Origin of the sequence: Gardnerella swidsinskii (genome assembly GCF_003397705.1) — a bacterium.
GTDB lineage: Bacteria > Actinomycetota > Actinomycetes > Actinomycetales > Bifidobacteriaceae > Bifidobacterium > Bifidobacterium swidsinskii.
Genome location: NZ_QJVB01000001.1, coordinates 115,918 through 139,019, shown reverse-complemented (window position 1 = coordinate 139,019; position 23,102 = coordinate 115,918). Strand labels below are relative to the sequence as shown.

19 protein-coding genes are annotated in these 23,102 nt (G+C 43.9%); 7 read left to right on the top strand and 12 right to left on the bottom strand.

All coding sequences use genetic code 11. The features are described 5' to 3' along the window. Position 1 precedes the first annotated feature (1 nt). The 4 genes from D0T18_RS00585 to clpB all read right to left on the bottom strand — a co-directional run bounded on the left by D0T18_RS00585 (position 2) and on the right by clpB (position 5,860). Positions 2-808, bottom strand: coding sequence for a TrmH family RNA methyltransferase (locus D0T18_RS00585; RefSeq protein WP_004110074.1), 807 nt, complete (start codon positions 806-808; stop codon positions 2-4). A gap of 63 nt (positions 809-871) precedes the next feature. Beyond that, positions 872-1,720 carry a type I phosphoribosyltransferase gene (locus tag D0T18_RS00580; protein WP_004110076.1) on the bottom strand — a complete coding sequence of 283 codons (849 nt, stop codon included), beginning with the start codon at positions 1,718-1,720 and terminating at the stop codon, positions 872-874. A gap of 57 nt (positions 1,721-1,777) precedes the next feature. Beyond that, a complete protein-coding gene (locus tag D0T18_RS00575) occupies positions 1,778-3,118 on the bottom strand; it encodes a DNA recombination protein RmuC (protein ID WP_004110078.1) in 1,341 nt (446 codons plus the stop codon). 147 nt (positions 3,119-3,265) lie between these two features. Further along, positions 3,266-5,860 carry an ATP-dependent chaperone ClpB gene (clpB, locus tag D0T18_RS00570; RefSeq protein ID WP_116440306.1) on the bottom strand — a complete coding sequence of 865 codons (2,595 nt, stop codon included), beginning with the start codon at positions 5,858-5,860 and terminating at the stop codon, positions 3,266-3,268. 295 nt (positions 5,861-6,155) lie between these two features. On the opposite strand from clpB, the gene D0T18_RS00565 reads away from it, so the two are divergent. Beyond that, positions 6,156-6,971, top strand: coding sequence for a fumarylacetoacetate hydrolase family protein (locus D0T18_RS00565; RefSeq protein ID WP_102695081.1), 816 nt, complete (start codon positions 6,156-6,158; stop codon positions 6,969-6,971). A gap of 25 nt (positions 6,972-6,996) precedes the next feature. Here D0T18_RS00565 and D0T18_RS00560 read toward each other — a convergent pair whose 3' ends face one another. The 3 genes from D0T18_RS00560 to D0T18_RS00550 form a co-directional block, all read right to left on the bottom strand. Beyond that, positions 6,997-7,797 carry a YggS family pyridoxal phosphate-dependent enzyme gene (locus D0T18_RS00560; protein ID WP_004110083.1) on the bottom strand — a complete coding sequence of 267 codons (801 nt, stop codon included), beginning with the start codon at positions 7,795-7,797 and terminating at the stop codon, positions 6,997-6,999. A 34-nt stretch (positions 7,798-7,831) separates the two neighbouring features. Beyond that, complete coding sequence (locus D0T18_RS00555; protein ID WP_032841656.1) at positions 7,832-8,881, bottom strand: glutamyl-Q tRNA(Asp) synthetase; 1,050 nt, start codon at positions 8,879-8,881, stop codon at positions 7,832-7,834. Between the two features lie 175 nt (positions 8,882-9,056). After that, positions 9,057-9,788, bottom strand: a complete 732-nt coding sequence (locus D0T18_RS00550; protein WP_116440305.1) for an MIP/aquaporin family protein — start codon at positions 9,786-9,788, stop codon at positions 9,057-9,059. A gap of 662 nt (positions 9,789-10,450) precedes the next feature. On the opposite strand from D0T18_RS00550, the gene D0T18_RS00545 reads away from it, so the two are divergent. The 6 genes from D0T18_RS00545 to upp all read left to right on the top strand — a co-directional run bounded on the left by D0T18_RS00545 (position 10,451) and on the right by upp (position 18,564). After that, entirely contained in the window at positions 10,451-12,688 is a 2,238-nt protein-coding gene (locus tag D0T18_RS00545) for an RNA degradosome polyphosphate kinase (RefSeq protein WP_004110091.1), read from the top strand. Positions 12,689-13,120: 432 nt separating this feature from the next. Continuing rightward, positions 13,121-14,446: an AAA family ATPase gene (locus tag D0T18_RS00540; RefSeq protein WP_033888543.1), complete on the top strand. Its 1,326-nt coding sequence runs from the start codon at positions 13,121-13,123 to the stop codon at positions 14,444-14,446. 55 nt (positions 14,447-14,501) lie between these two features. Next, on the top strand, positions 14,502-15,224 hold the full coding sequence (locus tag D0T18_RS00535; RefSeq protein WP_004110105.1) for an RloB family protein: 723 nt from the start codon (positions 14,502-14,504) through the stop codon (positions 15,222-15,224). Positions 15,225-15,679: 455 nt separating this feature from the next. Then, entirely contained in the window at positions 15,680-16,912 is a 1,233-nt protein-coding gene (locus D0T18_RS00530) for an NUDIX hydrolase (protein WP_119522355.1), read from the top strand. 46 nt (positions 16,913-16,958) lie between these two features. After that, on the top strand, positions 16,959-17,612 hold the full coding sequence (locus D0T18_RS00525; RefSeq protein ID WP_116440303.1) for a thymidine phosphorylase: 654 nt from the start codon (positions 16,959-16,961) through the stop codon (positions 17,610-17,612). A 313-nt stretch (positions 17,613-17,925) separates the two neighbouring features. After that, positions 17,926-18,564: a uracil phosphoribosyltransferase gene (upp, locus tag D0T18_RS00520; protein ID WP_004136544.1), complete on the top strand. Its 639-nt coding sequence runs from the start codon at positions 17,926-17,928 to the stop codon at positions 18,562-18,564. A 145-nt stretch (positions 18,565-18,709) separates the two neighbouring features. On the opposite strand, the gene D0T18_RS00515 is transcribed toward upp, so the two are convergent. From D0T18_RS00515 to dnaB, 5 genes are all read right to left on the bottom strand, one after another. Further along, positions 18,710-19,129: a type II toxin-antitoxin system HicB family antitoxin gene (locus tag D0T18_RS00515; RefSeq protein ID WP_012913716.1), complete on the bottom strand. Its 420-nt coding sequence runs from the start codon at positions 19,127-19,129 to the stop codon at positions 18,710-18,712. After that, on the bottom strand, positions 19,129-19,326 hold the full coding sequence (locus tag D0T18_RS00510) for a type II toxin-antitoxin system HicA family toxin (protein ID WP_032841657.1): 198 nt from the start codon (positions 19,324-19,326) through the stop codon (positions 19,129-19,131). Before D0T18_RS00510 ends, D0T18_RS00515 begins: the two co-directional genes overlap by 1 nt. 80 nt (positions 19,327-19,406) lie before the next feature. Then, on the bottom strand, positions 19,407-20,201 hold the full coding sequence (locus tag D0T18_RS00505) for a type 1 glutamine amidotransferase (RefSeq protein ID WP_004110122.1): 795 nt from the start codon (positions 20,199-20,201) through the stop codon (positions 19,407-19,409). A gap of 5 nt (positions 20,202-20,206) precedes the next feature. After that, a complete protein-coding gene (locus tag D0T18_RS00500; protein ID WP_004110124.1) occupies positions 20,207-21,625 on the bottom strand; it encodes a Mur ligase family protein in 1,419 nt (472 codons plus the stop codon). Positions 21,626-21,640: 15 nt separating this feature from the next. Then, positions 21,641-23,101 carry a replicative DNA helicase gene (gene dnaB / locus D0T18_RS00495; RefSeq protein ID WP_004110126.1) on the bottom strand — a complete coding sequence of 487 codons (1,461 nt, stop codon included), beginning with the start codon at positions 23,099-23,101 and terminating at the stop codon, positions 21,641-21,643. Position 23,102 lies beyond the last annotated feature (1 nt).

Below are 23,102 nucleotides of genomic sequence, written 5' to 3'. Positions count from 1 at the left end.
TTCAGCAATTTGGTACTGCATGCTGAGCAATCCACGCGTGCATAGAAACAGCTGCAGCAGCTCCTGCATTTAGTGAGCGAACAGAGCCGAATTGCGAAATATAAACAACGTCATCCGCCATCTCTAGTGCTTTTTTAGAAAGACCTGGACCTTCTGCACCAAAAAGCATAAGACAACGTTTAGGGAACTTGTAGTTTTCCATAGCAACAGCACCTGGAATAATATCGAGCGCTATAACGCGAGCGTTTTTAGCGTCTTGTTCCTTAATATTTGCGATTTTTTCGGCTTCTTTATTGCCTTCTGCTTGTGCTTTAAGCAAAAATTGATGCGCTTCTTCTGCTTCTTTAAGCATATTTTCGCGCCAATTAGTTACTAGAGTTTCAATAGTTGGGCAGCACTCAACGTATTGGTAAAGCTCAGTCATTAACGAGCCTTTACGATTCCATTTATGAGGCCCTACGATATACACTTTTTTAGCAGTAAATGCGTTTGCAGTGCGAACCATAGAGCCTATGTTGAAATCGTGAGTCCAATTTTCTACAGCTACTTCAAACTCATGACGGCCCTTAGAATCGAGATCCGCTTTTATGGTCTCTACTTTCCAGTACCGGTAACGGTCTAAAACGTTACGCTGGTCGCCTTCGTCTAGTAATTCAGTGCTAAATCGCGCATCATAATTTGGCGATTCTGGATTATCTGGGCGAGGTTCACCTGGATGCTCTTCTTCCCACGGGCCAACTCCTATAGGTCGGAATTCTGGCTCATCGGAAGCTTTTGCAGCCAAAGTAATTGGATTCGGTTCGTGCATGTGTGAGTTTTGCTCCGCTTAAAGTATTAATTTGCGCTTAGTATTGGCAGCTAGTAATTGCAACTAGTCTTGGCAGCCGTCAGTTGCGCAATCACCTGTGCAGCCTGACTTGCAGTGACCGCCACAGCAATTGTCCTCGCAGCATGGCTCAGTGCAACCATCATGAGCACAATCACCAGTGCACTCTACCTTGCAATGACCGCCACAGCAGTTATCTTCACAGCATGGCTCAGTGCAGCCGTCATGCTTACAATCGCCAGTGCATTTAACCTCGCAATGACCGCCACAGCAATTGTCGTTGCAGCAATCGTCGTGATCTGCATCTGCACGTAATTCTTCTTCATCGAAAGCTTGAACAAATGCCATTTTAGTACTCTCCTCACTTATTGGATTTACTAATTGAAGATGCCTTGTGCCTTGTTCGTCGGCGTCAACACCACCAATTAATGCAACTATAGCAAGAATTTGCGCGCCTTGCTGATGAACAATGCCAAAATCAAGACTTAATTCATTTCCGTGTCGTAAAGTCACAAGCGAAGAAGTTTGAACATACGATTTTTCAGAAAGCCAAGAGTCAAGCAACAGCACTCGCTTGCCTTTAACTGACGGGCCTTTTGTTGCAGGAAAAACAAAATCCATAACAAAGCCGTCGAGTGCAATTCCTTTACGTTCTGCAGCATGAATAAGCGCAAAAACCATCGGCACCGCAGCAGCAGTTAACGCGCCAACAGCGTCAACATCGCGTTCTAACGAATACCCAGCTTTCTCAATTGCGTCAAAAAGAACATCTCCAACCAGCTTAGAGCCACGCTGAGCAAATGTAACAGAAAACAGTTCACTAAATGGTTTCGCAATCATATCTGCACAAAGCATGCGTTTAAGCTCAGCGCGTTCCTCTTGTAATTCTGCCATTTTTGCACTCCTTAGCGTTAGAGTTCTTCAATTTTTGATGCTTTAATGTTTTTATGCTTAACGATCTTCTACTGATACTTCCGGAGCGCTCAGCTCTTTAACATCAGCTTTATCGGAATCTATAAGATCTATTGAAGCAATAACTTTACTTTGATCTAACTTCTGAAGTTTACGCGCTGTTACCAACACTCGCGACTCAAGCGAAGAAGCAAACTTATTGTAAGCTGCAACTGTTCTTGCCAAAGATACGCCAAGTTTTGAAGCATTTTCTCCAAGAACTGCAAAGCGATCGTACAATTCTCGAGATAAATCGAAAAGTTCTTTTGCATCATCTGTGAGACTTTGCTGCTGCCATGCGTACGCAACAGACTTAAGCACAGCCCACAAAGTAACTGGCGAAGTGAGTGCTACTTTTTGCGCAAAAGCATCATCCATAAGCGTTGGATCCGCTTCAAGAGCCGCCTGAAGCAACGCTTCGTTTGGAATAAATGCAACTACAAAATCTGGTGCTGTTTCAAAAGCCTGCCAATATGCTTTAGCTCCCAATACTCTAACGTGTTCTCGCAAAGCCTTAGCATGCGCTTTTAGAAGCTCACTTCTTCTAGCTAATTCTTCGTCACTTGCATTATCTGGTATTTCGCAAGCGCGTTGATAATCCGCATATGGAACTTTTGCATCAACTGGAATTGTTTTGCCTCCTGGCAGATGCACAACCATATCTGGCCTCTGCTGTTCGCCATTTACTCCAGTTACAACAACCTGCGTATCAAAATCAACATGTTCAAGCAAGCCTGCGGATTCCACAATATTCTTTAGCTGAGCCTCGCCCCAAGCTCCGCGGACCTTGTTATTTCGCAATGCTGCAGAAAGCGAACTTGTTTCGCGGTCAAGCCTTGTTTGCTGCTCGCTTAAGCCTTTAAGCTGAGTGCTCAGCACACCCATTTCTTGCTTACGTCCTTCTTCAATCTGCGAAACTTTATTCTTCAGAGCTTCAAGATTGTCTTTTACTGGAGCAAGCGCTTCCAAGACTTTACCTTGCTCTTTCAAAGTTTTTTCACGATTTAACCGTTCGCGTTCTTCTCGCTCTGCACGCAATTGTTCTTCGCGATTCACTCGCAATTGTTCTGCTTGCTGCGCTTTTAACAACTCAGACTCAACAAATTTCAATCGCTCAGCAAGCTGCTCTGCTTGTGTGCGATATCGTATAGCCTGATTGCCATTTTCTTGCGCTTGAGTGCGCGCTTGTTCATACTGCGAGCGCAATTCGTTAAATTCGCGTTGACTTACGCCATTAGCGCCTTGCATTCCAGAGTTGTGCTTAACAATAGCCAGCACAACAATGGCGGTTATTACGACAGCAACCACCATTAAAACAAGCATCACAATATTATCGAACATACGTTCTATTAAACACTATTGAGTTGACTTTTAAAACATAACTAGACACGTGCATTATCTAATACAAAAATAGCGCGCTGTCTACTGGGGAATAATCCAATAAACAGCACGCTTTGTTTTATTTGACTACATTAAAGAATGCAGGCACTACGCAATCTTTAGAATCACATGGTCGCTAGTATTCTCACAATCCGCAACTACACGAGCGCCATCATGCATCTTTCCAGAAAGCAGCAACCGCGCAAGCTGGTCGCCAATTTCTGTTTGAACCAATCTGCGTAACGGACGAGCACCATAAACTGGATCGTAGCCATGCTCCGCAAGCCAAGCGCGAGCAGAGTCACTCACATCCAAGCTAATACGGCGGTCGCTCAAGCGCGCAGCCACTTGACGAACTTGAATATCCACAATTCCGCCAAGCTCTTCGCGGCTCAACGGATGGAACATAACAAGTTCATCCAAACGGTTGATGAACTCTGGCTTAAACTCAGCGTGAACAGCGTTCATAACAGCCTTGCGCTTAGCAGCATCGTCCAAGCCTTCTTGCACAAGGAATTGCGAACCCAAGTTTGATGTCATAATCAAAATCGTATTCGTAAAATCAACCGTTCTACCTTGTCCGTCAGTCAAACGACCATCGTCCAAAACCTGCAACAAAACGTCGAATACTTCTGGATGTGCCTTCTCAACTTCGTCAAAAAGCACTACAGAATACGGGCGCCTACGCACGGCTTCAGTAAGTTGGCCGCCTTCCTCGTAGCCAATGTAACCAGGAGCAGCACCGATTAGACGCGAAACGGAAGCCTTTTCCATGTACTCGCTCATATCAATGCGAACCATTGCACGCTCGTCGTCAAACAAAAAGTCAGCAAGAGCCTTCGCAAGCTCCGTCTTACCAACGCCAGTAGGACCCAAGAACAAGAAGGAACCAGTTGGGCGATTAGGGTCTGCAATTCCAGCGCGGCTTCTGCGCACAGCATCCGCTATAGCCTGAATTGCTTCACTTTGACCAACCACACGCTTAGAAAGCTCCTTTTCCATGTTGAGCAGCTTCTCATTTTCGCCTTGCATCAAGCGACCAACAGGAATGCCCGTCCATTCGCTAACGACTCCTGCAATAGAATCAGCATCAACCTGGTCTGGAACCATCGGCTCTTTCGCTTCACTCTTAGCATTAGCAGCCTCGGACTCCGCTTCTTCCAAAGCTTTTTGAATGCTTGGAATTTCGCCATACAAAATACGGCTTGCTTGTTCCAAATTGCCTTCACGCGTGAATTTGTCGGCTTCTACGCGCTTAGCGTCGAGTTGCGCTCGCAAATCACCAACCTTGTTATGACCAGCCTTTTCAGCATCCCAACGCGCTTTCAATCCAGTAAGCTTTTCACGCGAGTTAGCTAATTCTTCTTGCAACTTTTCTAAGCGTTCTTTAGCAGCAGCATCTTCCGCTTTCTTTAATTGCATTTCCTCCATTTCAAGACGCGTAACTTTGCGCTGCAATTCGTCGATTTCTTCTGGCTGAGAATCAAGCTCCATACGCAAGTGAGCTGCCGCTTCATCCACCAAATCAATCGCCTTATCTGGAAGCTGACGACCGGTAATATAGCGGTTTGAAAGCGTTGCTGCAGCTACGATTGCATCGTCACTAATCGTCACCTTGTGGTGTGCTTCGTAACGTTGCTTAAGTCCGCGCAAAATCGTCACAGTATCTTCAACAGACGGCTCGCCAACAAACACTTGCTGGAATCTGCGTTCAAGCGCAGAATCCTTTTCAATATGCTCACGATACTCGTTAAGCGTAGTCGCGCCAACCAAGCGCAGCTCACCGCGCGCAAGCATTGGCTTAAGCATATTGCCAGCATCCATTGAACCTTCTGCAGATCCCGCGCCAACAACAGTGTGAATTTCGTCAATAAACGTAATAATTTGACCGTCTGATTGTTGAATTTCCTTCAACACTGCCTTCAAGCGTTCCTCAAACTCGCCGCGATACTTCGAACCTGCAACCATCGAAGCCAAGTCAAGACTGATAAGACGCTTGTTTTGCAAAGTCATAGGCACATCCCCTGCAACGATTCGCTGAGCTAATCCTTCTACAACTGCCGTTTTACCAACGCCCGGCTCGCCAATTAGCACAGGATTATTCTTCGTGCGGCGAGAAAGAATCTGAATCACGCGGCGAATCTCCTGATCGCGTCCAATTACTGGATCAAGCTTTCCCTCACGAGCGCGCGCAGTCATATCAACAGAATACTTTTCAAGCGCTTTGTAGTTACCTTCAGCATCCGGACTTGTCACTTTTGCGCCACCGCGTACAGTTGGCACAGCTTTTCGCAACGCGTCTGCGGAAACGTTGTGCTTTTTGAAAATATCCGCAACAGCATTCGGCGCGCTTGCAACTATGCCAATAAGCATGTGCTCCGTAGAAACGTATTCGTCTCCCATTGCGTGCATCTCTTTTTCTGCCTGGCTTAGCGCAGCCAAAAGCTGACGACTTGCATCTGGCTTAGTTGTAGTTGAGCCAGTAGATGAAGGCAATGCCACTAATGCGTTGCGAATTTCAGCACCGATTTGTTGCGCATCTGCCCCCGTTTGCGCAATAAGCGCGCGAACGACGCCCTGCTCTTGACGAAGTAAAGCATCTGCCAAATGTAACGTATCTACTTGCGCATTGCCAGCAGCCGCTGCACTTTGCACAGCATCACTTAATGCGTCTTGCGCTAAGGTTGTAAACTTTTGTTCCATATCTACCTCATTTCCACGAAAGCTGTAGAAACCATTTCAGTTAAGTCAAATCGCTGCAACTTTTATTGCAATTTTTATTGCAACTTTCGTTGCAACTTCAAGCTTTTTGACAATACTTTCGAGTTCTAACGAGCTTTCACTTTCATGTATCTGATACGTATAACAGATTTTCCTATAACTTTATTCCTAAAACTTGAGTGTACTAGACTCAAGTTTTGTTTTCAAGAACTTTCAATCGCAAATAATTTACGCAGATAATTTAATTAAGTAGTAAATATGTCGTAATCTTAAAAACATGAGAATTGCACGTTTTTCATATAATGAAGTTCCGCAATACGCTTTCGTTCAAAAAGACGAAACCGACGGTAAAGATTATTTAGTAGCGCTTGAAGGTCATCCTTTAAGTCCACAAGGAGTTAAGCCAACTGGTAAACGTTACGCGTTAGACGCCGATGGCGTGCGCTTGCTTGTGCCTGTAATTCCGTCAAAAGTGTACGGATTGGCAAAAAATTACGATACTCGTTCCGATGACGAGCGCGCTACTTCTTCTGCAGCTTCTTCGCATACTGCTGCAGACATGGTGATCTTTACAAAGCCAAGCACTTCTGTAATTGGTCCAGACGATCCGATTGTGATTCCTGCTTGCTCAAACGATATGAATTTTGAGCCAGAAGTGGCAGTTGTTATGGGCAAAATCGCCAAAAACGTAACGGCAGATACCGCAATGAATTACGTTTTTGGTTTTACGTGCGTAAACGACGTAACTTTGCGAGATTGCGCAGGAAGCGACCCAATGTGGACGCGCGCAAAGGGCTTCGACACTTCTTGCCCGCTTGGACCTTGGATTACAACCGAGCTAAATTGGCGCGATGCACATATTTCGTTTACGCTTAATGGTGAAAATGTGCCGGAAGCTGACGGCACTACAGCTCGACTTATTCACAGTATTCCTGAGCAAATTGCTGCGATTTCAAGCTTCTCAACGCTTCTTCCGGGAGATGTGATTTTGACAGGAACTCCGTACCCAGCTGGAACTTTGCGAGCTGGTGACGAAGCGATTGTACACGTAGATGGTATTGGCTCGCTGCGCAATGTGATTGTGCATGCGTAACTAAAATCATCGATTTGACTTAAAACTACACAAATGCGCGTGGGCCAAAGATTGCCGAACCGATTCTGACCATTGTTGAACCTTCGGCAATCGCCCACGCAAAATCACCAGACATTCCCATCGAAAGCTCTAATTTTACAGAGCTTCCATCATAATCTTGCACGAGTTGTTTACTCACACAATCTCTAATTTCTCGCAATTTTGCGAAACCGCTTCTCACTATTGTTTCATCATCCACGCGCGCTCCAAGCGTCATAAATCCGTGCAAATTAAGTGCCGGAAGACTAGATATAGCGAACGCTTCGTCAATCGCGCGTTCTGGCGCGCACCCCGATTTCGTAGCTTCTCCCGAAACGTTCACTTCCAACATAACGTCTACACAAAGTCCCAAATTTTGCGCGCGAGCAGATATCTTTTGCGCAAGTTCAATGCCGTCAACCGACTGAATACCATTTGCAAGTGGTAAAACTTTGTTTATTTTATTGCTTTGCAGTTGACCGATTAAGTAGAGCGGAATTTCGCCGTTTACACCAACGCTTAAACCTTCTCTAGCAGCTTCCGCGCGTAAAATTTCGGCTTTTGCAACGATTTCTTGTGGGCGATTTTCCCCAATTACTCTCACCCCAGCTTTAAGCGCTGCCATAATTTCGCCAACATCTCGCGTTTTAGTTGCGGCAAGTAGCGTAACCGACTCAGCTTTGCGACCATAATGCGATTCGGCTTGAGCAATGGCGTCTTGCACGCTGTGCACGCCGTCGGCAATTTGACGCGCACGAACACAATCAACCTCAGTATTCGCTAAATCTTTTTGCGCCATATATGCCATTTATTGCCCCAATCTATCAATCTAAATACATAGTTTAGTCGAGGAAGGGCACGGATTTGTCGGCTAGGTTTGCGCGAACAGAACCCCACGGCGTGTCAAGGCTTTTAAATAACGCAAGCGCATCGTCGGCACTCATATCTACAGGCTGATTTTGACCAGGCTTTTTGTATCCCAAAAGATACATGCAATAGCCAATCATGCGCTCGGCACTCCAGCCAGATTCACGAAGAGCACCGACGTCTAGCGAGTGCTTACTTTTTGCAAGTCGCTCGCCTTGTGCGTTATCAATCAGCGGTAAATGCGCAAATTGCGGACGCACATAGTGCACGCCATAAGCCGCAAAAAATCCCGATTTTTCAAGCAGCTCACCAATCCAAATTTGAAGCGCTGCCGAACGAAGCAAATCGCGGCCGCGCACAATATCATTTACTCCGCTCAAAACATCGTCAACAACAACCGCAAGCTGATAAGAAAAAACGCCATCCGCGCGGCGAATCACCATATCTCCCAAATCGCGATTAATGTTAAACGATTGCGCGCCAAAAATCGCGTCTTCAAAACTCACATTTGCTTGCAGCGAATCAGCAGACGGCACTGCAAGTCGCAAAGAATGTTGCTGGTTATTTTGCAAACGCCTTTCGATTTGCGCCAAGCCTTCCGCAGTTTTGCACAGATTTCTGCACGTACCCGGGTAGCGTATAAAACCGTCGCCTTCTTGCGGAGCTGCGATTGCACGAATATCGGAACGCGAGCAAAAACACGGGTAAATCAACGAATTTCCGTCAGCATCTTGCAAAGATTCTAACGCATCAAGAGCTTCTTGGTAGATTGCAGTGCGCTTATGCTGATAAGTAGGCTCACCAACCCAATCAAGACCAGCCCACTTCAAATCGTCAATAACTCGCGCGCTAGCATCTTTCGGCATTCGCGCAATATCAAGATCTTCCAAACGCAAAAGCATGTGGCCACCCTGCGATTTTGCAGAAAGCCACGCAGCCAACATTGCTACCATGTTTCCAATATGCATACGCCCGGAAGGAGTCGGCGCAAAACGACCAATTGCAATAGTTGACTTCGAAAACATGATTTCGTCTTTCTTAAAATCTTTCTTAAAATCTTTTCCAATATTTTTCTTAATAAGCACAAGCTTGCAAAGCATAAGCTTGCAAAATAAAAAGCGCGTAACGCATTCATACTAGCATTACGCGCTTCTTACAATCGCAATAAACCGCAATCAATCACAGTTAAAAGCAAATGTTTTATGCAAATAACGACTTATACATAACCACACCCAAGATTGCGCCGGCAATAGGAGCAATAACTGGAATCCACGCTTCACCCCAGCGAGAAGATCCCTTGTGCGGAATTGGCAAAATTGCGTGAAGCAAACGCGGCATAAGATCACGAGCAGGATTCAAAGCAGGACCAGTTGGACCACCCATAGAAGTCACCAAGCCCCAAACAACGAAGCCAACGACGATTGAAGCGCCAGCCAAATTCTTCTCACCCCAAGGAGAAGTAAGGCAGCAAAGTGCAGCTAAAACAAGCACAAGCGTGCCGAAGAACTCGTTAAGGAGGTAGTTAATTTTGTTGTTATACGCATCCGTAGTGCAGAAAGTGCCAAGAATTGCTTCTGACTCCTCAGTTTCGTTGTAATGCGGCAAATAAGTTACGTACACAATAAGCTGACCAACCAGCGCGCCTAAAAGCTGAGCTACAATATAAGGCGCAACGTTAGCCCACGGGAACATGCCGTTTACAGCTTGCGCAATTGTCATAGCAGGATTGATATGCGCACCTGAGATTCCGCCAAACATGAGCACTGGGAACATCACGCCAAAACCGTAGCCCATAGCAATATTTAGCCAGCCAGCATGGTGTCCTTTAGTATTTTTTAATTCAACGTTTGCTACAGCACCGTTTCCGAAAATCATGAGAATAGCAGTGCCAATAAATTCTGCAGCCAACATTGCCATAAACGAATGTTGCATGGTCCTTCGATCCTTCTTACTTGTTTCAAACTCCACACACGTAATCACGCGTATAAATAACGACTCGTCGCTTAACAATCGTCCAACAACTCGCAATTGCGATTAGCACAGCATGGAACACAATATATTCTCATTTTCAAAGAAGCTAAGAAAATGAATTCCAACATTTATTCTTTGATAGTTTCCCTTATACGCGCGACAGTCTGCGTAAATAGTAAAATCGCCCTCACACCAAAAGAGGCCCGCCACCTTGGCGAGCCTCTTATCTACAAAAACAATATCTGCGGTTTCATCTTCACAACATCCTCGTTGCAACGGTTAAAGTCTTAAATATCCCGTCCAACGTCCACGGATTTCATATCCATACACTTTTGTGGGTTACCGCTATCTCTTTTTTGTTTTTGTAATTATTATTATCATCGTTTTTTGCCTAATAGTAAAGAGCAAATTAGCCTTTGTTAACATATTGTCACTACTGTTCAATTGCACACGAAAAATCGCAACTCTTGCGGCATTTTGTGAACATGCAAAGGTTATCATGTTAAATTACGTTCGCATGAGACACACTCCGGCGTGTCGCAAGATATTTTTAGAGCGCAAAGCAAGCAATAAAATCGACACTCAGTCGCGCACTTCCCTTGCAACGCATACAATTACAGAATATGGTACAAATTTTTGACGCTCCCTCAAAGGCGATACTGCGCGGTCAAATTGCCGAACACATCGCCGAAGATGAAAAGGCAGAAAAGCGTGAAGCTCGTGAGGGTGAGCTACCGTTGCCAAAAGATCGTTTCTTCGACCGAGAATTAAGCTGGTTGAAGTTCAATCGTCGCGTGCTCGAGTTGGCTCAGAATACAGATTTGCCACTTCTTGAACGCGCTAATTTTGCTGCTATCTTTGCGTCAAATCTCGACGAATTCTTTATGGTTCGAGTTGCAGGATTAAAGCGCAGAATAGATTCTGGAATAGCAGTAACTGCAGCATCCGGCTTAAGCCCTCGTCAGCAATTGCGCGCTATTAGTGAAGTAACTCACCGCCGTCAAGATGAGCACGCTCACTATGTTATTGAGCACATTCTTCCTGAGCTTGCCAAACAGCGCATTGTGTTGCTCAGCTGGGATAAGCTTACAGAATCAGAAAAAGCACGTTTGTCTGATTACTACAAAAAGCAAGTATTCCCTGTTCTTACGCCTCTTGCAGTGGATCCTGCTCACCCATTCCCATACATTTCCGGCAAGTCTATTAACTTGGCTGTTATCGTCGAAAATCCAAATTCTGGAAAGTCGCATTTTGCGCGCGTAAAAATTCCAGATAATTTGAATCGCCTTGTACCAGTTGACGATTTAACAGACGAAGAAGGTCGCGAAGAGCGCTACGGCTTCATCACTATGGAAAAGCTGATTGCAGCACACTTGGAATCACTTTTCCCAGGAATGATTATTAAGGAAGCTCGCTCTTTCCGCGTTACGCGTAACGAAGATATTGACGTTGAGGAAGACGATGCAGAAAACTTGCTTAACGCTATGGAGAAGGAACTTCTTCGCCGCCGCTTTGGACCGCCAATTCGTTTGGAAATTTCTAACGAGGCCAGCCCATTCCTTTCTCAGCTTCTTGCAAATCAACTTCGCGTAAGCCCTGAGGAAGTCTATCGCTTGCCTTCGCCGCTTGATATGACGGTATTGTTTGAATTGCAGGCGCTTGACCGCCCAGATTTGAAGTATCGTCCGTTTATTCCTACTACGAACCGTCAGATTGCGGAAGTTGAAACTAGCCACGCTCAAGATATTTTCGCTTCTATTCGCGAGCATGACATTTTGCTGCATCATCCTTACGATTCGTTCTCTACTTCTGTACAGGCATTCCTCGCGCAGGCTGCTGCAGATCCAAAAGTGCTTGCAATTAAGCAAACTTTGTATCGAACGTCTAGCAATTCGCCAATTATTGACGCTCTTGTTGACGCAGCTCACGCTGGCAAACAGGTACTTGCGCTGGTTGAGATTAAGGCACGATTTGACGAAGACGCAAATATTGCTTGGGCTCGTAAGCTTGAGCGCGCAGGCGTTCACGTTGTGTACGGCATTGTTGGTTTGAAGACTCACTGCAAGCTTTCACTCGTGGTACGCCAAGAAGCAGAAGGGTTGCGTCGCTACTGCCACGTTGGCACAGGTAATTACAATCCTAAGACTGCTCGCCTTTACACTGATTTGGGGTTGCTTACTTGCGATCCTGTAGTCGGACAGGATTTGACTCGCTTGTTTAACCAGCTTTCCGGTTATGCCCCAAAGTCAAGCTTCCATCGCTTACTTGTAGCTCCACGAACCGTTCGCACTGGCATTATTCAGCGTATTCGCCGCGAGGAAGCCGCAGCTCTTGCTGGCAAGGAAGCGTGGATTAAGATTAAGGTCAATTCCGTAGTTGATGAGCAAACTATCGACGCTTTATACCGTGCTTCTCAAGCTGGCGTGAAGATTGATATTGTTGAGCGTGGAATTTGCTCACTGAAGCCTGGCATTGAGGGATTGAGTGAGAATATTCGCGTTCGTTCTATTCTTGGTCGATTCCTTGAGCACAGCCGTATTTACGCGTTCGCTAATTCTTGTGGCCCGCAGATTGGTGACGGTCCTGCAAGTGGTCCAGAAGTGTGGATTGGCTCGGCTGATTTAATGCACCGCAATCTTGATCGTCGAGTTGAAACCCTAGTTCGCATTACTGCGCCTGATCAAGTTGAAGCATTAATTCAGTATATTGATTTGCAAATGGCTGATTCAACTGTTTCGTGGTGGATGGATGGCGACGGCACGTATACCTTGCATTCTCGTGATAAGGAAGGCCGTCCGCTCGTTGACAGCCAGGCTTACTTGATTCATACTCACACGCGCAAGCCTCGCGGCGCGAATTAATCGCAAATAACTAATAAACAATAAGCAAGAGCCAGATTCAGTAACATGTTTCTGGCTCTTGTTGTGTTTATTAACCCTTTATAATCTGGCTAAATCTCAAGCATTTCCGGCAATAGCCGAAATTTCTACAGCACCATTTGTCAGTTTTAGGAAGTTTTTTACGCCATAATTTGCCAGTTTTGGGATGTTTGAGAATATAGTGTTGCCAATGTTTTAATACAAGTCAATTACACGCGCGAGAACAATAATCTTATTCTTTAAATTTTCAACTGCTTTTATGTAGATTTTATACAAAAAAATGTTTGTAGATTGTAAATATGACATTTTAGGATATTATTATATTAAGGAATATCGCTGTAGATAGTAGATAATAATCAGAAAAATTTTGATGCTACTCGTAAACAAACAGCAAACTGGACACTGGAGGCAACTATGTTGCTTAATTTTAGCGTAGAAAACGCACTAAGTTTTCGTCAATCGCAACAATTCAGCATGCAAAGAACCGTACATGCAAAAAACAGTTCGTGGCCTCATCCAGATGTATCAACTCTTGCAGCCATTTACGGAGGAAATGCCTCAGGGAAAACAAATCTGTTAAAATGCATAGCATTTCTAAAAAATTTTGTGGAAGGAAGCTTCAAAAGCGGTAACTCAAATTCAAAAATAAATGCACTTCCTTTTCTTTTGAACAAAGAGTCTGAAAATAAACCTTCAACATTCTTTATAGAATTTATTGCAAAAGATAACAACAGATATAAATATTGGTTCACTTTCAATAATAATTACATTATTGAAGAAGGACTATGGCTTTTCCGCTCTACAACAAACAGAAAAACTGTGCTGTTTGAACGAGAGCATGGCAAGCCAATGCGATTTGGCTCAAACCTAAAAACCATAGGGAAGACTGTAGAAAAAATTACAAGAGACAACGCATTATTTTTATCTGCAGCTGCAGCATCAGGAGTGCAAGCATTGCAAGCTGCATACGAAGAAATAACTTCTACACAGCAATGCAAAACAGTTGACTTTGATAGGTATTCCAATAATTTGATAAAAGTTTTACAAGAAAATCCAGATTTTGCATCCAACATTAGCAAGTTGCTAAAATATGCAGATTTAGGATTAAAAGGTGTAACAGTCCAATCCGAACAGCTAGATGCTAAACAATCAGAAAAACTAGCGAGACTCGCAAATCTTCTTAATGAACTTGACGGAGACAACAATAAACTTACAGATAACACTTCTGAAAACACTGAAAAATTGCAAAAATTCAGTGTTTCACGTTTAATGTTTACACATTCTGGTCAAAAAGATTGCCAACTTCCTGAAGATTTTGAATCTTTAGGAACTAAAACAGCATTATTGCTATTTGCTTTCGTTATAGATGCATTATCAAAACATTCCATACTTCTAATCGATGAAATCGACACAAGTCTAAGCATGCAATTCGTGTCTGAAATACTCAAGCTTTACAGTAATCCAGAAACGAATCCTAACCAATCGCAATTAATTTTTACTACTCACGATTTAAGTCTTATTAGTAATTCTGGAACCGACAAAACTATTCTCGACAGAGATCAAATTTGGTTTATAGAGAAAAATACATTAGGCGAATCTTCACTACATCCACTTACGGAATGGGAAAACCGCAATGTAAACTTTGGTAAAAACTATCAACACAACATATACGCTTCAGCACCACAACCGTCTCTATATGATGTTTTTGCGGAAATACTTACAAATACTAACAGAAGCTAAAACACTACCAGTATTCAAAACAATATAAAACACTAGTATTCATGAGGAGCGGGCTATGGTTCATGTTCCATCACACGGCCGTTCGAAGAAACAGTCGAAACGAAATAAAAGATTCCTCATTGTTTGTGGCGGTGTAGTTACAGAGTTTGAGTATTTTAGCTATATAAAATCAGAAGTAAGTAAATATTGTGCTACATCATGGAATATTCATAAATCAATTAACATAGAAAAAGAGGGCGTAGATCCACTCACTTTAACGAATTATGCGATTAAACTTGAGAGATTAGACTGCAAAGAAGCAAAAAAAGAAAACTACGATCCTTTTACGCTGGTATGGGTTGTAACAGACGTTGATGAGTTTGGAGAAAAAATTCAGCAAGCTCAATCTAAGTCGGATTCAACTTTCGGGAAAGTAAAATTAGTAATTTCCAACCCTTGCTTCGAAGTATGGCTTATTGACCATATAAAAAGCTGTCCTCTTTCTTGCACAGAAACGCGAGATTGCCAAAAAGAAGCAAAAGAACTTGGACTACTGCACAACACTACTGGGAATAAAAATAAGCATATTCAATTAGAAAAATTAACCGGAAACTATGAGAATGCTTTTAAAAACGCAAAACAACATATGCAAACAGAGCAAAAAGAAAAGCGAAAAAATCACCCTTCAGTAACTCAAAAGTCAAACTACGCTCCTTGGACAGATGTACCAGAAATAGTAGAAACAATATTAAATGAATGCAAACATGCTTCAGGAATAGATTTGTCAGAAAGATTGTGAATTAATAATGTAACTGTATACACATTCATTGCTGCTATTAACAGCAATGAACGCGGGGCGCGTGAAATTATAAAGAGGTTGTAAGTGATATGATAGCGCGATATTGGTGAGATATCACAGCCATAAATGGGGGGGGTATCACAGTCACGGAAGTCAAAATGACTGTCATAAGTCGACACATCTCGGTCAAAATACATAAGATCACTGTCAAAATATAGCCAATCACGTTCAAAATCGAAAAAATGACAGTCATATATACGAAAATCACTGTTACGAACGAGAAAATGACAGTCACAACACTTTTATCACAGTCATGGCCATGATAAACGTAAGCAGCGCAAATATACAAAAATCAGCAACTAAATTGACTCTAACCAAATGAGCAAATAATCGAATTGCAATAAATAACCAAGCATAACTAAAATTTGCGAAAGAAAACCGCTAAAATAGTGAATATGAGTGCAGTAACGACGCAATACGTTGAAGCAGCTGGCGGAATTATTTATCGCAAGCGCAATACTACAAACAGCTCAAATGCAGATGAAGAGACAAAAACAGACAGCAATGCAATAAATCCAAACCATGCAAATAAGCCAATCAGCGCAATAAAGTCTAGCGACGACGATTTTGAGCTTTGCCTAGTCTACCGTCCTAAATATGACGATTGGAGCTGGCCAAAAGGAAAGAATGAGCCAAACGAATCGCATCGCCACACAGCCGTGCGCGAAGTTGGAGAAGAAACAGGATATTCAGTCACGCTAGGTCCACACATTGCCAAAATAGAGTATCCGCTTGAGCGCGAAGGCAAAAAGTCTTCCAAGAACAGCTCATCAAATAACAGCCAAAATCGCAATTCCCAGCCGGAAGTAATAAAGCGAATCCACTACTGGATGATGCGCTTAATCGACAAGCCAACTGCAGCAAAGCGTCTCCCTGCTTTCGGACCAATTAAGCCAGCAAAACCTACTGAAATTGGCAATGTTTTATGGCTTACTCCTTCTCAAGCGCGAAAAAAGCTTACGCACGATAGCGACCGTGAAGTGCTAGACGCTTTCTTAGAAAAGCTCCACGCAGGTAAAGCAGAATACAGCACGTTGCTTCTAGTGCGTCACGGAAAAGCTGAGTCTCGAAAAACTTGGCAAGGAAGCGAAGCGACTCGACCAATCACACCTCTTGGAGCAGCCGCATCATACGCTCTAGGACGCGAGCTTGCCTGCTACGCGCCGAATAAAATCATATCGTCACCTTGGAAGCGTTGCGTTGAAACGGTTGCGGCTTTTGCACACGACTCTTCACTTCAAATAGAACAGGTTGCGGAACTTACTGAAGACCATCACGAGAAACAACCAAAATCTACATTGTCTGTGCTTATAAACGAAATACAAAATCTTGAGTGTAACGCACAAAATACAAGTAAAACTAGCAATGTAAGCACAGCCAACACCGAAAGCACAGCCAACAGCGCAATCGCATCCAACAACGCAACCGTCATGTGCTTGCACCGCCCAGTGATTGGCACTTTCTTCGATTATTTGCGCGAAATAACAAAGCCTCGAGCACACAAGCGCATACTCAGTCAAAAATCTCCATACATGCCTACAGGAAGCGCAATAGTTTTGCATATAATTAATACCCCTAAAGGTGCTCGCATTATTGATATTGAAAAGGTTCTGCCAAGTGTCTACTAGTTTAAATTCACAATCGAGTTCTATTCATTCAAGCAGATCTGCTTTTATGCCAAGCCCTACAGGAGCTTCACGCCCAAGCCGACCTGCACAAATGGATCCTGCAATGCTCGCGCAGATTGAAGGCGGCACGGATCCGCAGGTTGTAAACGAAATTAGCCACACTTCCGCTGCAGTTTTGCTTAACCGCGTTCATAAAACGCAGTCGCCGGAAATCGTTGAACGCGTGCTGAATTTAGTTGAAAATGAAGGCATTGAAGTTATTGCAGATTTGTGGAGTCACGCGGAGGCTGAGTCTCTTCCTGGAATGTTGTGGCGACTGTACTTACTGCGCATGTCTCTACGAAAGCAGCGCGAAGCTTACGCCGAGTACTGGAGTCTTGGCGAGCCTGAAACAACAAGCGCTTCAGCTATTACAGGAATTGACGACACTCCTACCGGAGAAGATATTGCGCAACTTGCAGACTCTATTCTTTCTGGTGCTTTTACAGGCGATTTTGCCGTAGCTCTTTACCGCGCTTCAGCTTTTACTTCGATTATTGCGCGCGGAATGCGAGTTTACACAAAAAAGTTAGATGAGCAAGCAAATACAATGCGCACGCAGAAAATTGCAAAAGTTTTGCACATATCCGCAAATATACACGCACTTTCGTTATCTTTTGCTCATGGAGCGAAATTATGGCGCGCAGGAAAATTGGAATAAATTATTTGCGATTAAAATTGTGCGGCGCGTGAAAACAGAAAACAAGGTATACTCAAAATGATGCTGGCTTGTGTTTAAGCCCCGGGCTCCATTTTTTGCCGCTGCGAGCGGCGTTTGCGCCGACAGGCGCTTTCGCAAGTCAGTATCGTTTCTGCTCTGAGTCTTGAATTTTAAGTTTTAGATTTTATATTTTAGATTTTGCTAGCTAATTTTAGATAAAATATATATTTTTACTCACATTTGTTTATATTTTGCGCAAAAATAACGGCACGCCGATAGCTTAACATGCCATGCTTGCATTACCCTAGAAGGTATGGATCTTCATGTTTTACATCATCCGCTGGTGGACCACAAGCTCACCGTTTTGCGTGATAAGAATACACCTTCTAATATTTTCCGCGAGTTGGTTTCCGAATTGGTAACCCTCGAAGCATACGAAGCAACCCGCAATTTGGAAGTTAGCGATCGCGAGATTGAAACTCCTATTTGCAAGATGACTGGCAAGCATTTGAACCGCCCACGCCCAATGGTTGTGCCGGTTTTGCGCGCTGGTCTTGGCATGCTCGATGGCATGACTCGCCTTCTTCCAACCGCTGAAGTTGGATTCCTTGGCATGAAGCGCGACGAGCAGACGCTTGACATTGTCACTTATGCCAACCGTTTGCCAGAAGATTTGACCGGTCGTCAATGCTTCCTTCTTGACCCAATGCTTGCCACTGGTGGCACTCTTATTGCCGCTACGCATTATTTGGCTGAGCGCGGCGCTAAGGATGTTACTGCTATTAACATTTTGGCAGCCCCAGAAGGCTTAGAGCGCTTGGAGAAGGAACTTGATCCTTCCATCGATTTTAAGGTTGTTGTTTGCGCTGTTGACGAGCATTTGAACGACAAAGCTTATATCGTTCCAGGTCTTGGCGACGCTGGCGACCGCTTGTATGGTTTGATTGATTAATACACTCACCAAATCAAGCGAAAACTAGAATCAAAAACTACAAAATAGCCTGCTGATTTGCAACACTTTGCAAGTTCAGCAGGCTTTTGTGTTAATTGATTGCACAATATTGCATTACAAATCAGATAATATAGCTCTAATATAACTAAGCTTTATTCACAGCTCCTTTAGCATATAAAGATTCTAAAGCATCGCGTAAAGTCCCACTGTAGCTGATGCCAGCTTTTTGCGCCCAAGTGTCAAGCCAAGCTGGAAGAGTAACATTTTTGCGAACTGACTGAGAACCGTATTTTGCAGCATAAGAATCCATATCAAGCGCAACCATAGATAACTTTGAATTAGGATTTTCTACAACAATATCATTAATATCGCTAGCTTTTGGCGCAGTCTTGCCACTTTCTAGTTCTGTAAGAACCCATCCGCTTGCTGCGTCTTCTGCCATAATCAAAGCATCTGCAAGATTACTACCGCCAGTTACACACCCTGGCAAATCAGGAACTTCTGCAACAAAACCCCCACTATTATCTTCGTATGGAGTAAGAATAACAGGATACGCTAATTTCATCATTTCACCTTTGTCTCACTAATTCCTGCCTGGCGCCAGATTGACTTAACAACCGATGGGTTAATATCACCTGGATGTTTAGGCACTGTGACTTTACCCGTTTTGGTTTTATGTACGAATTGGCAATGACTTCCACGCTGTGCAAAAAGTATCCATCCGTCTTTCTTAAGACGTTTTTCAATCTCTTTGTATCTCATAAAAAGATTATACACACTATGCGCATAGAATAAAATAATTGATCAAATTTTTACTAAATCATACATACGCCTATGCTCATTTACCGCGGACGAGTTACGGCCACTTTGCGAGCGCGCTCTGCTAATTCGTCTAGTTTCGCAAGCTCCGCGCGCTGGGCATCAGTTCGCTTGGGCGAAAATTCGCCGTAACGATTTTGTGCAGCGGTACGAATTAAAAAGTCAGCCAGACGCGGATTTTTCGGCAAAACTGAGCCGTGCATATACGTTCCAATAACATTGTATTTGCGCGCTCCTTCCGTGTGATCTTTGCCATTGTTACCGCAATTTTCACTATCAACCGAGCCAAGTGGCAGCGTGCCATCTTCCAAGCTTGTGCGCCCAGAATGGTTCTCGTATCCCACAATATCGCCAAAATCGGCACTATGCTCCACAAGATTTCCAATCATGCGCACGTCTTGACCAACCGTATGCTCGCCAAGTATTTCAATTCCTTTAAGCTTTTGACCATCAACGGTTTCAAAATACTCTCCAAAAAGCTGGTAAAGACCACAAATCATAAGCATTGGAACGCCATCTTTTGCAAGCCCACGAATCGCGTCTGCTCGCGCAAATAAATCTTCAGTGACTCTACTTTGACCATGATCTTGACCACCGCCACCAAGAATCATATCCACGTGTTCTGGCCATAAATCGCCAACATTGTACTCGCGTAGCACAGGCTCGTAGCCATACAATTCCGCTCGGCGCATAATTGTAAGCACATTCCCGTAGTCCCCGTAAATATTCATGTCTTTCGGGTACAACGACACAATATCTAGCACGCGATTTTCTTCAAAAGTAGCATTTGCTTTACTAATATCACTGGAACCATTCATGACAATTACTTCCCAACTCCAACGTCTTTAACTTCCGCAAGTTGTGCTAAAGCAGCGCGCACGCGAAGCATAGCAGTATACGTGCAATATATGCGCTTAGCATTTTTAGTATTGCCACTAAAATCGCCATTTACAAAAGCTTTAGCATCTTCTTCCAAATCCGTATTCACATTGCGAGCCTCAACCTTATCGTATTGCAACCGCAAAGCCATATCCCATGCGCGAGTGCCCGAAACACACGCAACTCCAGTGCCGCTAAAGCTTGCAAAATCAACGTCCCACAGCCAGCTCATATCTCTACCGTCAGCGTATTCGTCACAAATTGCAATCATGGTATCGTGATTTTGTGGATGGTCCGAAGCAATCGCAAGTCTAAAACCAATAGGATTCTTCACTAAAACAAGCTCAACAGGAGCGCCATTAACTTCAATTACTTCTCCTCTACCAAAAGCAGGAGTTACGTGCGAAATCGCTTCCATAAGCGCGTCGTCGTCGAATTTTTGCAGCGCAGAATTTTGTTTTGTAGCATCCGCTAATATAGCGCGAACTACTGTTGCAGCTGCAGCAGCGTTGAAAATGTTGTAAGCGCCGTCGAGTTTTACAGATGTGGTTTTACTCTTGCCATCAAGTATAAACTCGGCCTCATGGTCTCCAACTTTTGAAAGCACAACGTCTGCTTTAGGAAGATTGTTAGCCTTGCTTTCTGCAGTATCTTTGCAATTTTCGCTTTTTTCAGCAGTATTGTGCAAATCATCATCCGTTGGGAACATGCTTTTTACTGCGTCATCCAAACCAAAATACCGCACACAGGTCCCGGAAGGAACAACTTTTGCAAGCGCGCAAATACGTGAATCTTCGCGATTTAGCACTACCGTTCCTTCAGTTGCTGCAGCTACATTGCTTAATAGTTTTGCAGTTGTGTCAATTTCGCCGAATCGATCGAGCTGATCTCGCATAACATTTAGCAATAAAGAATAACGAGGCTTGATTTGATTTACAAAATGCACTGCGTACGCTTCGTCGAGCTCTAAAACTGCAATATCCGCATTTAATTTTGTGCCAAAAGCCGGCATTATTTTTGCAAGAGATGCCACTACTCCTCTAGTAAAGTTTGAACCGGTTGGATTAGTAAATACATTAAGCCCTGCGTCACGCAGCATAGAAGTTACCATACGCGTTGTGGTAGTTTTGCCATTAGTTCCGGAAATAAGAACTATTCCGTATGGCAATGATGCAAGAGTACGCGCTAGAAAGCCGGAATCAAGGCTCTCAATAACTTTCCCCGGCAATGCGCTTCCGCCATGATGTAGCACCCTAGAAAGAGCGCAAACAAGTTTACCAACAGCAGGCATTGCAAAACTGTACCAATGCTTATGCAAATTTTGACGCAACTTTTTATGCGATTCATGGTCGCGGCTTGACATACTAAATCACACCCCTTATTGCTGGTAGTCTTGCGGCATATCCATGAACTTGGAAGTTGCACCCAAGAAGGCAAGATTAAACGTGTCAGTAGGGCCGTTACGATGCTTTGCCATAATAATATCTGCTTCGCCTGGGCGATCTTCCTTATTGTAAAAATCAGGGCGATGCACTAGGAACACAACGTCAGCATCCTGCTCAATAGAACCAGATTCGCGCAAATCTGAAAGCTGTGGTTTCTTGTCGTTTCGCATTTCCGGCCCTCGGTTAAGCTGGCTCAATGCCACAACTGGCACTTCAAGCTCTTTTGCAAGCAACTTAAGCGCACGTGAGAATTCCGAAACTTCCTGCTGTCGGCTTTCCACGCGCTTGCCGGAACTCATCAGCTGAAGGTAATCAATAACTACCAGTTTCAGATCATTAGTTTGCTTCAAACGACGGCATTTTGCGCGAATTTCCATCAAGCTCATATTTGGACTGTCATCAATAAAAAGCGGAGCGTTTTGCATTTTTGTCCAAAAAGTATTAAGAGTATTCCAACGATCCGGAGTAATATCTTCCGCTCTTCGCATAGCAGCAAGCGGAATATTAGTTTCTGCAGCAATAATGCGCTGAGCCAATTCCACTTTGCTCATTTCTAGAGAGAACACAATAGACGTCATATTGTGGTGCAGTGCTGCTGAACGAGCGAAATCAATGCCAAGTGTTGACTTACCCATAGCCGGACGACCAGCAACAACAATCATTTGACCAGGCTGCAAACCTTGAGTAACTTCGTCAATATCTCTAAATCCAGTCGGCACACCTTGCTCAAGTTCATGATTTTGCATTTTATCGAGCTGATCAAGAGTATTTTGCAAAACTGGGCCAATAGCAACGTAATCTTGACGCACTTTGCCGGCACTCATCTCATACACTTCTGATTGCGCAAGATTTACAATATCTTCTGCTTGCGCTCCGGAAGCAGAATAGCCCATTTGCGCAATTTTTGTGCCAGCAGTAATAACGTTACGAAGAACAGCATTTTGGTGCACAATATCTGCGTAGTACATTGCGTTTGCGGCTGTTGGCACAGAAGCTACTAGGCTGTGCAAATAGTCAGCTCCGCCAACTTTATCGAGATTTCCATCTTTCATTAATTCGTTAGCTACAAGCACAACGTCAACAGGCTGTGAGCCAGCGAAAAGCGTAAGAATAGCATCATAAATTGTTTGGTGCTGCGGTAAATAAAAATCTGATGTTTCAAGCAATTGAGACACTTCGCCAATAGCATCTTTGCTCATAAGCATTCCGCCAAGCACAGCCATTTCTGCATCGACATCGTGAGGAGGCACACGATCAAACAACGTAGCACCTACTTCAGCACCACGATTTGCAACGCCAGAACCATATGCAGAGGCGTCACCATTGCCACCACGATTGCTCCCTACGCGGATAACATTGCCTTTAGTAGATTGCCACATATCATTATCTGCCATA